An 11,144-nucleotide genomic window follows, 5' to 3' on the forward strand; every position below is an offset into this window, starting at 1 on the left:
GCTTTGTTTGAGCGGCAGAAACAGGGTATTTGTCCAGCGGCAGGGGGTAGGAAGCGAAAGAAAGGACGTCCTGTGAAAATCCTACTGCCCTCTGACCTCGCGCACCCATGCGATGATGGTTTGGCGCGCTTCCACGTCCATTTGAACCGCTGAGGGCGGCGGCATGGCATGGCTGATTCCGGCCTGCAGGTAAATCTGGTCGGCGTGCCGGGCAACATCGCCGGGTGTTTCAAGATAAACCTTCTTGGGGGCCCATTTCATGGTGCCATAAACCGGCTCGCGGGCATGGCACATCGAGCAGTTGCCCAGCACAGTGTCATAGGCTTCTTCAAACCCCGCAGCCGACGCAAATTTTTCTTCGTAAGATGTCAGCGCCCTTGCTTCGGCGTCTTCCCATGTTTCGCCGGTTCTGACAGAAGACAGCCATGCGATCACGATCATGAGGATGACAGTGACACCCCAGGTCCAGTGCGGCCCTTTCCCGGTTGCGTGCATCGTGTTGAAGTAGTGGCGGATGGTCACGCCGGTCAGGAAGATCAGGCTGGCGATGATCCATGAATACTGGGTGCCAAAGGCCAGAGGATAATGGTTCGACAGCATCAGGAACACGACGGGCAACGTCAGGTAGTTGTTGTGCGTCGACCGCACCTTGGCGATCTTTCCATATTTGGCATCCGGCGTCCGACCCGCCTTGAGGTCTTCCACCACGATCCGCTGGTTGGGCATAATCTGGAAGAACACATTGGCCGTCATGATGGTTGCAGTGAACGCACCCAGGTGCAAAAGCGCGGCACGACCGGTAAAAATCTGATTGTAACCCCAGGACATAGCCACCAGAATCACGAACAGCAACAGCATCAGCGCGGTGGGTTGCTCACTCAGGCGCGACTTGCACATCTGGTCGTAAAGCAGCCAGCCGATGGTCAGTGACCCGCCCGAGATCAATATCCCCTGCCACAAAGCCAGATCCGCTTTGGTCGGATCAAGCAGGAACAACTCGCCCCCGACCCAATATATGATCATGAGCAAGGCCGCACCCGAAAGCCATGTCGTATAGCTCTGCCATTTGTGCCAGGTCAGGTGCTCGGGCATACGCGCGGGTGCGACCAGATATTTGACGGTGTGATAGAACCCGCCCCCGTGCACCTCCCACTCTTCGCCATAGGCCCCTTCTGGCAAGGCAGGGTTCGGCTTAAGCATAAGGTCGAGCGCGATAAAATAGAATGACGCGCCGATCCACGCCATCGCCGTGATCACATGCAGCCAGCGGACGGAAAAGGCCATCCACTCCCACAAAACAGCCAGGTCATACATGGCGTTGCTCCTACATATCCAAGTTCTTCGGCACTCTAGGTGATAGAGTTTTCATCGGGTATTGCTACGAAAGATCAAGCAGTATCAAAAATAACAATACAATGTCAGTCTACAGGATCACGCGGCGCAACGCTCAGCTTCCGCGATAGGTCGCGTAGCTGAAAGGCGAAAGTAGTAGCGGAACATGATAATGGGCGTGTTCGGACATTCCGAACCGGATCGGAATCAAGTCCAGAAAACGCGGGCTTTCAGGCGGCACGCCACTGGCGTCGAGGTATTCGCCCGCATGAAACACCAATTCGTATTCGCCTATCGAAAACTCGGCTTCGGGAAGGATTTGTTCATCGGTGCGACCGTCTTCGTTGGTGAGCAGAGTTTTCAGCAACGCGCGGTCTGTTCCGTTGATCCGGAACAACTCGATCTTCATCCCATTGGCAGGGCAGCCCCGTGCCGTATCCAGGACATGTGTTGTAAGGTAACCGGCCATTTGCACCTCTCGCTAAGCATCGCTGTTACTATTGCAATACCCTTGCGGCAGGCAAAGGCAGTCTGTCAAAAGACTGCTTACAGTATTTTTTGAAAAACATAGGTGATTGTTTGGGTTATTCGTCTTTTCACCAAGAGGGAAATTGATGTGACGCGGTATCCACGAGACATGACCGGCTATGGCCGGCAAGTGCCAAACGCAAACTGGCCAAACGGGGCCAAAATCGCAGTTCAGATTGTGCTGAACTATGAAGAAGGCGGCGAAAACAACGTTTTGCACGGGGATGCCGCATCCGAGGCGTTTCTTTCAGAAATCACCGGTGCGGCCCCTTGGCCCGGGCAAAGGCACTGGAACATGGAATCCATCTACGAATACGGCAGCCGCGCCGGATTCTGGCGGGTGCATCGGCTTTTACAGGACCTTCCTGTTACGGTTTATGGCGTTGCCACAGCATTGGCCCGTGCACCGGCGCAGGTTGCGGCGATGAAGGCCGCAGGCTGGGAGATTGCCAGCCATGGCCTGAAATGGGTTGAGCACAAGGACATGGATGCGGAAGAAGAACGCGTCCAGATCCGTGAGGCGATCCGGCTTCATGCCGAGGTTGTGGGCAAACCACCGCGTGGCTGGTACACGGGCCGCTGTTCGATGAACACGGTCGATCTGGCCGCCGCCGAAGGCGAGCTGGCCTATATTGCCGACAGCTATGCCGACGATTTGCCTTATTGGGTCAAGGCTGGTGGCAAGGATCAGTTGATCGTGCCTTACACAATGGATTGCAACGATATGCGGTTTGCAATTCAGGCGGGCTATACCAACGGCGAACAGTTTGAAAGCTATCTCAAGGACAGCTTCGACATGCTCTACGCCGAAGGCCAAGCGGGCGAGCCGAAGATGCTTTCGATCGGACTGCATTGCCGTCTCATCGGCCGCCCTGGTCGCGCCATGGCCCTGAAACGCGCACTCAACCACTTCAAGAAACATGACGGGGTCTGGTTTGCCACCCGCGAACAAATCGCTGATCATTGGGCGCAAATGCATCCGCCAAGTCAACGGCTGACCCCGTCGGAAATGGACCAGCCAACCTTTGTCGCCGAATTTGGCGGCGTGTTCGAACACAGCCCGTGGATTGCCCAAGCGGCCTTTGATCTGGAGCTGGGTCCCACGCATGACAATGCCGCAGGGGTTCACAATGCTCTGGCGCGCGTATTCCGTTCTGCCACAGCCGAGCAGCGGCTTGGCGTCCTGACAGCCCACCCGGATCTGGCAGGCAAACTTGCTGCTGCGGGTCGTCTGACCAAGGAAAGCACGGCAGAACAGGCCGGGGCAGGTCTCGACATACTGACGGATGAAGAGCGTGCGACCTTCACGGCCTTGAACGACACTTACACAACCAAGTTCGGCTTTCCTTTTATCATTGCGGTCAAGGACAACACCAAAGCAAGCATTCTGGAGGCTTTTCACCGTCGGATAGATAGTGACCGAGACACCGAATTCGCTGAGGCCTGCCGTCAGGTCGAACGGATTGCCGAGTTGCGGTTGATCGAGAAATTCGCGCAATGACATCCACGCTGAAACTCCGGCCACTGACCGCCGAGGTCTTTGCACCGTTCGGCGATGTCATCGAGGTGTCTGGGGCGGTGGACAAATACATCAATCAGGGAAAATGCGCACGATACCATGATCGCGCCCAGCTGGATTTCCATGAGGGGCGCGCAGGGATCAGCGTTTTCCAATCCCGGGCCTTCAACCTGCCTATCAAACTTGAAATGGTCGAGCGCCACCCCGACGGCAGCCAGGCCTTTCTGCCGCTTTCAGATAAACCCTTTGTCGTTGTTGTGGCGCCCGACAACGCGGGTGTGCCGGGTGAGCCTGTTGCATTCATCACCGCGCCCGGACAGGGCGTGAATTATCACCGGAACACCTGGCACGGGGTTCTGACACCGCTTCATCCCCCTGGGTTGTTCGCCGTGGTCGACCGAATAGGAAACGGGCCAAACCTTGAGGAGTATTGGTTCCAGAACGCCTACACGATCACTGAATAGGGGACATTGCCGGAAGAGGGGCCGGCCCACGTAGTTTTTTGGGAGGAAAAACGCGATGTCAGATGCAACTTTAGGGACGCCGGAGCAGCTCCGTGACCCGAACTACACTCCGCCAATTCTGAAGGCGGTTCCTTTGGGAATTCAGCACGTTTTGGCGATGTTCGTTTCCAACGTCACACCAGCCATCATCGTTTGCGGTGCGGCGGGTTTCGGGTTTGGTTCGAACAGCCCCGATTTCCCGCAGATGATTTACATGATCCAGATGTCGATGTTCTTTGCGGGTGTTGCGACACTGTTCCAGACCATTGGGCTGGGGCCTGTTGGTGCCCGCCTGCCAATCGTGCAGGGGACGTCATTTGCCTTTATTCCGATCATGATCCCGTTGGTGGTTGGAAAGGGCGTTGATGCGATTGCCGTATTGATGGGTGGTATAGTCGTTGGCGGCCTGTTTCATGCCAGCCTTGGGTTGTTCATTGGCCGTATTCGCTTTGCGCTTCCGCCCTTGGTTACCGGTCTTGTTGTCACCATGATCGGGCTTGCGCTTGTCAAAGTCGGCATCCAGTACGCGGCAGGCGGTGTACCCGCCATCGGTACCGAAGAGTACGGCTCTGGTCTGAACTGGCTCATGGCCGGAACTGTGATTGTTGTTACTTTGGGCCTGAAGTTTTTTGCTCGTGGTATGCTGTCGGTGTCGGCAGTTCTGATTGGCCTGTTGGTCGGATACGTGGTGGCATTCGCACTGGGTCAGGTGAATTTGGGCAATGTCGGGCGCGCGTCTCCGTTTGCCATGCCGAACCCGTTTCACTTCGGTATCGAGTTTTCATTCGCGGCGATCATCGGGTTCTGTGCGATGTCTTTCGTGTCGGCTGTTGAAACGGTCGGGGATGTGTCCGGTATCACCAAAGGGGGCGCGGGACGCGAGGCAACCGACAAGGAAATTCAGGGCGCGACTTTTGCCGATGGTCTTGGAACTGCGGTATCAGGCGTCTTTGGGGCCCTGCCGAACACGTCGTTCAGTCAGAACGTTGGCCTGATCGCCATGACCGGCGTCATGAGCCGCACGGTCGTAACCATAGGTGCCCTGTTCCTGATCATATGCGGGCTTATCCCCAAGATCGGCGCGGTGATCTCGTCCGTTCCGATCGAGGTTCTGGGTGGCGGTGTGATCGTGATGTTCGGCATGGTGGTTGCAGCCGGTGTCTCGATGCTGTCGGACGTGACGTGGAATCGCCGCAACATGGTGATCTTTGCGATTTCACTCAGCCTGGGTCTGGGTTTGCAGTTAGAGCCCGGCGCCTTACAGCATCTGCCCGGAACTCTCAAAGTTCTGGCGACATCCGGGATATTGCCTGCTGCTATCATTGCCATTGTCTTGAATCTGGTTCTGCCCGAAGAGCTTTCGGATGAAGCGACGGAAGAGGTGTCCGGTGGAATGGCAGGCCACGGGTTGGGCTCTATCAAACAGGACGATCACGTCTGACCGGTTCGGCCCGGAATTGTAGATGAAAAAGCGGCGCACGTAGTGCGCCGCTTTTTGGTTTCAGGCCTGGCAGGCTTGGCCCATCGCTCACATAAGAAACGCGTATTTCGACGCGACGCTTAGGCGACCACACGGGGATGCCATCAGAAATCGACCTCAATCGCGATGCCTTTCTGTACGGCCAGCTCGACAACAGACGCAGCAACCGCCAGATCCTGAAGACCTACGCCAGTGCCATCGAACAACGTGATCTGATCGTCTGATGTCCGGCCCGGGTTCGTTCCGTTGATGACCGCACCCAACTGGACCAGGTCACTTTCCCTGATCAGGCCCTGTGCCACGGCGTGTTGAGCCTCGCCAATCGAAATCGACTGTGCGATTTCATCTGTGAATACAGATGCTTTGGCCAGCAACGCCGCCTCGACTTCCTGCTTGCCCTTGGTGTCCGTTCCCATGCACGCGATATGCGTTCCAGGGCTGACATGGTTTGCCATCAGCGATGGCGCAAAAGCCGAGGTGATCGAGATTATGACATCCGCTTCGGTCATGCCATCAAGTTCGACCGTTTCAAACGGAACACCGGCTTCACTGGCGACCTTTTCAATGTTGGGCAGCATCTCGGGGTGGTAGTTCCAGCCAAGGACCTTTTCAAAGGTGTGGGTCTCCAGCGCCGAGCGTAGCTGAAAGGTTGCCTGATGCCCGGCCCCGATCATACCGATCACCCGCGCGCCCGCACGGGCAAGGTGCTTGATAGATACAGAAGAGGCCGCCGCAGTGCGCAAGGCCGTCAAAAGGTTGCCGCCAACCATCGCCGACGGTTTCCCGGTGTCAGGGTCAAAAAGAAAAACAGTGGATTGGTGATTGATCAACCCGCGCTTTTCCAGGTTGTTCGGCCAATACCCCCCGGCCTTCAGGCCCAGTGTCAGCCCGGCGCGATCAAACCCGCCTTTAAAGCCGTACAGAGCGTCCTCATGCCCGATGGCTTCGCGCACGACAGGAAAGTTATAGGCGTCCCCTGCGGCCATAGAGGCAAAGACCTGTTCGACGGCTTCAAAGGCCGCGTCGCGGGTCATGAGGTTGGCGATTTCGCGCTCGGGTACGATCAGCATGTCATTCTCCATTCGAAATTCGTGCGCCCGTGCGTTTCACCGACAAAAGCGGGCGCGCACGGGCGACTGTCCGGCCATGTTTGGCCGAAAGCTTATTCTTTGAGCAATCAGGCTCAGTACGCGCGGCCGCGGGCTGACACTGGCCACACGCATTCGACCTTGCCATTCCGGACGCCCACATACCAATCATGTACGTTTGCGGTTGGGTCACAGTGCCCCGGCACCAACTTTAGCTTGTCATTGACCTTGAGCGCCCCGCTCGGATCCATCACGACGCCATGTTCATCCGAGCATTTGATGTATTCGACATCGTCACGCCCGAAAACAACAGGCAGACCGCTATCCACCGACTGAGCCTTGAGACCCGCATCGACGATTGCCTTGTCAGCCTTGGCGTGGCTCATGACGCTGGTCAGGATGAAGAATGCGTTTTCCCATTCGCCCTGGTCGATCCGGTTGCCGTTCTCGTCCAGGATGCGACCGTAATCGGCATCCATGAACGCATAAGACCCGCATTGCAGCTCATTATACACGCCCGAGTTGGATTCGAAGTAGTATGACCCAGTACCGCCGCCCGAGACCAGCTCGCACTCGATACCCTCGGCTTTAAGGCCGTCTACTGCGTCTTTGACCATCGCGATGGCGGTATCCAGTTTCTCCTTGCGTGCCTCATAGCTGTCGAGGTGTTGCATTGCGCCCTGATAGGCCTGAATTCCGCTGAATTTCAGGTTGTCAGCAGCCTCAACCGCCTTGGCGATTTCAATCACTTCGGGTGTCGTTGTGACCCCGCACCGACCTGCGCCGCAATCGATTTCCACGAAGACTTCCAGCTGTGTTCCATGCCGGACAGCCGCCGCCGAAAGGTCAGCGACGTTTTCCAGATCATCGACACATACAATAATGCGGCTGCCCAGTTTTGGCAGGCGTGCGAGGCGGTCAATTTTGGCCGGGTCACGCACCTGGTTCGAAACCAGAACGTCCTTTATCCCACCACGAACGAACACTTCGGCCTCGGAAACTTTCTGGCAGCAGACACCGACGGCACCACCGATTTTCTCTTGCAGCTTGGCCACGTCGACCGACTTGTGCATTTTACCATGCACGCGGTGACGCATCCCGTGCGCTTTGGCATAATCGCCCATCTTCCTGATATTGCGTTCAAGCGCGTCGAGATCCAAAATCAGGCTGGGTGTCTGGATATCTGCTTCGTCCATGCCGGGCTTGGCCGGAATGTCGTAACCTACTTCGAACTGGTCGAGAGTGCTCATATCTTTCATCTCCGTAATCCTATACCGGGATTGTTTTTTGTTGGGGTATATTCAGGCGTTCATCCAGGGCAGCCGGTCCAGATCGACATTGCCACCTGTAACAATCAGTCCGACACGCTTGCCCTTGAAGGCGTCCGGGTTCTTGAGAACCGTGGCCAGCGGAACGGCCGAAGATGGCTCCACCACAATCCGCAGGTGCTTCCATGTCAGTTTCATCGCATCGATGATCTCCTGCTCGGAGGCAGTGTAAATCTCTGAAACGTGGTTCGATACGAAATGCCAGGTGAGATCCTTCAGCGGCACCAGCAACCCGTCAGCAATCGTCTTCGGCGCATCATCCGCGATGATATGACCGGCCTTGAAGCTGCGATAGGCGTCGTCTGCCTGTTCGGGTTCTGCCGCGATGACTGCTGTTTCTGGGGCCAGATTGGACAGGGTCAAACAGGTTCCAGACACCATGCCACCACCGCCGATTGGCGCAACGACTGCGTCCAGACCGTCGGTCTGCTCGATAAACTCTCGCGAACAGGTGCCTTGCCCGGCGATGACCCGAGGATCGTTGTAGGGATGAACAAAGTCACCGCCCGTAGCTGTCTGAACCTCGGCAAATGTCGCTTCGCGCGACGAGGTGGAGGGTTCGCATTCTGTAATCTTCCCTCCATAACGGCGGACCGTATCCTTCTTTGCCTGCGGCGCTGTCCGAGGCATGACCACGTTGCAGGGAATGCCCCGTTTCATCGCCGCATAAGACAGGCACGAGGCGTGATTGCCCGAAGAATGGGTGGCGACACCTTTTTCAGCCTGTTTCTCATCCAGCCCAAAAACCGCATTCGCAGCACCTCGTACTTTGAAAGCGCCCGGTTCCTGAAAGTTTTCGCATTTGAAGAACAGCTGCGCACCTGACAGTTCATTGAGAAAGTCCGAAGTTCGCACCGGGGTGCGGCGGATATAGGGTTTGATCCGGTCATGCGCCGCAAGCATGTCTTCATAGGTTGGGATATACATTGTGCAATCCTTCATCATGCCGCGTTCTTCTGAACGGAACCGGGATGGCCGCGATAGTATTCCTGTGCGGCGGCAACTCCGGACCCCAGGTCGATGTTCAGTCCCAGGTCAACCATGCACATCTCGGCAGTGGCGATCCCGGACAGAGCCATGACATCCGTCAGGCTGCCCAGATGCCCGATCCGGAACACCTTGCCCGCGACCTCACCAAGGCCCACGCCAAAGGCAACGCCGTATTTTTCAGCTGCGTGCGTGACAATATCCGTCGCGTTGAAGCCGTTCGGCGTACGGATTGCGCTTACGGTATCGGAATAGACCGCCGGGCTGCTGGCACAAAGCTCCAGCCCCCACGCCCCCACAGCGGCACGGACCCCTTCCGCAATCCGGTGGTGCCGGGCAAAAACGTTCTCCAGACCTTCACTCAGCAGCATAGAGCAGGCTTGATTGAGGCCATTCATCAACCCGACAGCGGGTGTATAGGGGTAAGCATTGTTGGCGTATCCCTTGGTCATGTCCCGGACGTCAAAGAATGTGCGGGGAAGGGTGCCGGTTTTGGTTGCTTCCATCGCTTTCCGGCTGAAACCGACGATGGCAAGGCCAGCGGGCAACATGAAACCCTTCTGCGACCCGGTAACGGCAACATCCACGCCCCATTCATCAAAACGGAAATCCATCGACGCGATGGATGAGACGCCATCAACAAACAGCAGGGCAGGATGTTGCGCGGCAGTCAGCGCCTTGCGCACAGCAGCGATATCCGACTTCACTCCAGTTGCCGTCTCGTTATGCGTCGCTAGAACAACCTTGATCTCGTGGCTTTTGTCGGCGGCAAGGATTTCTTCGTACCGGTCAGCCGGCAGCCCATCGCCCCACGGGGTTTCGACGATCTCAACATTCAGCCCATGGCGCTGGCACATATCGATCCATCGATGGCTGAACATGCCGTTGCGGGCCGCCAGAACCTTGTCACCGGCGGACAGCGTATTGGTTAGGGCGGTTTCCCAGCCCCCGGTTCCGGTCGACGGGAAAATGAAGACTTCGGCGCTGTCGCTTTTCAGAATGTCCCGCACGCCCGCGCGCGCAGGATGCAGGATTTGCCCGAACAATGGCGAACGATGGTCGATCGTGGGCATATCGCAGGCTTTGCGCAGGCTTTCCGGGATGTTCGTCGGGCCCGGGATGAAAACGGGGTTTTGAAAGCTCATGGATGGTCTCCTTCCGTCCTTGCCAGCACAATAAGTTTCATCAACCCGATTGGAAATTTTTTTGAAAACGCATTTCAGAATTCGTGATAAGAGATTTAACTTATAGTTGTCAGTGAGTTATATTTTTCATATCCTGAAATAGTCTTTCATAAATGTTCAGAGGGTTTTTATGGAATTGCAAGACAATGACCCGAAACTCCGTCGCAAAGCCCGGGGAAGACCGCGGGGGTGGGACGACAAAACCGCGCAGAATACGATCAAATCACTGGATCGGGCGATGGAGGTTTTCGAATATCTGAGCCAGGCGCAAGGCAAAGCTCTTACTGAACTTTCAGATGAAATGCGTCAGGCACCGGCCACCGTTTATCGCATCCTCGTGACGTTACAGGGCAGGGGTCTGGTCGAGTTCGACCATGAAGAACAGGTTTGGCACATTGGCCCGCAGGCGTTTGTGATCGGCTCGCGGTTTTTGCGTCGTACCAGTCTGGTGGAACGGGCAAGGCCGATCATGCGCAAATTGATGGAAACCACGGGTGAAACCGCCAATCTGGGAGTTGAGAAAGAAGGTCTGGTGCTGTTCCTGAGCCAGGTTGAAACACATGAAAGTATCCGGGCGTTTTTTCCGCCCGGTACATTGTCACCCATGCACGCGTCGGGCATCGGAAAAGCGTTATTGGCCCACATGGACGAAGACAGATTGAACCGAAGGTTGGCCTCAGCGAATTTACAGGCTTTTACGGATCAGTCGATTACCGGCGCTGAGGCGTTGAAGAAAGATCTTGCAGCAATCAGATTGCGGGGTTTTTCCGTGGATAACGAAGAAAAGACTACGGGTATGCGATGCATTGCAGCACCCGTTTTCGATATCAACAGAGAGGCGGTCGCGGGGCTTTCAGTGTCCGGGCCAACCAGTCGCGTCGGAGCGGCCGAAATCGAACGGCTGAGCCGCCCGGTGATGGAAGCAGCGCGCCAGTTGACGCTGGCTATTGGTGGGACGGTTTTGCCACCGCAACCCTAAGGCTTTGCCGCCAGATTGCGGCGAACGCTGACCCCGGATCCGCTTGCCGCGCCACAACACCAACGCGCTGAGACGCGCATTGTGCACAGACAAACTCAACAGCAGAACAGGCGTGACTCTTACCGGTTATCTGATTTTCAGCTCCCCCTATTACTGTGCGACTTTTTGTTTGTGTTTGTTGAACTGTTGGTCGAAGAGGTTTTTGAAGGGGCCGTT

General features: G+C 56.3%; 10 protein-coding genes. 4 read left to right on the forward strand and 6 right to left on the reverse strand.

All coding sequences use genetic code 11. The features are described 5' to 3' along the window. Positions 1-81: 81 nt before the first annotated feature. Together AC2FLU_RS01430 and uraH are read right to left on the reverse strand one after the other, a co-directional pair. Positions 82-1,314: a urate hydroxylase PuuD gene (locus AC2FLU_RS01430; protein WP_480476997.1), complete on the reverse strand. Its 1,233-nt coding sequence runs from the start codon at positions 1,312-1,314 to the stop codon at positions 82-84. A gap of 133 nt (positions 1,315-1,447) precedes the next feature. Beyond that, positions 1,448-1,801 (reverse strand): hydroxyisourate hydrolase, encoded by a 354-nt coding sequence (gene uraH / locus AC2FLU_RS01435; protein ID WP_496809301.1) that lies wholly within the window; start codon positions 1,799-1,801, stop codon positions 1,448-1,450. Between the two features lie 147 nt (positions 1,802-1,948). Between uraH and puuE the strand changes: the two genes are divergently transcribed. Genes puuE through AC2FLU_RS01450 form a run of 3 tightly spaced genes read left to right on the forward strand, consistent with a single transcriptional unit; the run spans position 1,949 to position 5,323 of the window. Then, complete coding sequence (puuE, locus tag AC2FLU_RS01440; RefSeq protein ID WP_496809302.1) at positions 1,949-3,361, forward strand: allantoinase PuuE; 1,413 nt, start codon at positions 1,949-1,951, stop codon at positions 3,359-3,361. Further along, positions 3,358-3,843 carry an ureidoglycolate lyase gene (locus AC2FLU_RS01445; RefSeq protein ID WP_496809303.1) on the forward strand — a complete coding sequence of 162 codons (486 nt, stop codon included), beginning with the start codon at positions 3,358-3,360 and terminating at the stop codon, positions 3,841-3,843. The genes puuE and AC2FLU_RS01445 overlap by 4 nt, the downstream gene beginning before the upstream one ends. A 55-nt stretch (positions 3,844-3,898) precedes the next feature. Continuing rightward, positions 3,899-5,323, forward strand: a complete 1,425-nt coding sequence (locus tag AC2FLU_RS01450) for a uracil-xanthine permease family protein (protein ID WP_496811766.1) — start codon at positions 3,899-3,901, stop codon at positions 5,321-5,323. 143 nt (positions 5,324-5,466) lie between these two features. On the opposite strand, the gene bhcD is transcribed toward AC2FLU_RS01450, so the two are convergent. From bhcD to bhcA, 4 genes are all read right to left on the reverse strand, one after another. Beyond that, on the reverse strand, positions 5,467-6,432 hold the full coding sequence (gene bhcD, locus AC2FLU_RS01455) for an iminosuccinate reductase BhcD (RefSeq protein WP_496811767.1): 966 nt from the start codon (positions 6,430-6,432) through the stop codon (positions 5,467-5,469). 113 nt (positions 6,433-6,545) lie between these two features. Then, a complete protein-coding gene (gene bhcC, locus AC2FLU_RS01460) occupies positions 6,546-7,709 on the reverse strand; it encodes a 3-hydroxy-D-aspartate aldolase BhcC (protein WP_267366574.1) in 1,164 nt (387 codons plus the stop codon). Positions 7,710-7,751: 42 nt separating this feature from the next. Continuing rightward, complete coding sequence (gene bhcB / locus AC2FLU_RS01465) at positions 7,752-8,720, reverse strand: beta-hydroxyaspartate dehydratase BhcB (protein ID WP_496811768.1); 969 nt, start codon at positions 8,718-8,720, stop codon at positions 7,752-7,754. Continuing rightward, complete coding sequence (gene bhcA / locus AC2FLU_RS01470; RefSeq protein WP_480496103.1) at positions 8,720-9,910, reverse strand: L-aspartate--glyoxylate aminotransferase BhcA; 1,191 nt, start codon at positions 9,908-9,910, stop codon at positions 8,720-8,722. Before bhcA ends, bhcB begins: the two co-directional genes overlap by 1 nt. 169 nt (positions 9,911-10,079) lie before the next feature. Here bhcA and bhcR point away from each other — a divergent pair, with 169 nt between their 5' ends. Continuing rightward, positions 10,080-10,928, forward strand: coding sequence for an HTH-type transcriptional regulator BhcR (bhcR, locus tag AC2FLU_RS01475; RefSeq protein ID WP_480521258.1), 849 nt, complete (start codon positions 10,080-10,082; stop codon positions 10,926-10,928). Positions 10,929-11,144 lie beyond the last annotated feature (216 nt).

The organism is Ruegeria sp. SAZD013, from assembly GCF_059612525.1.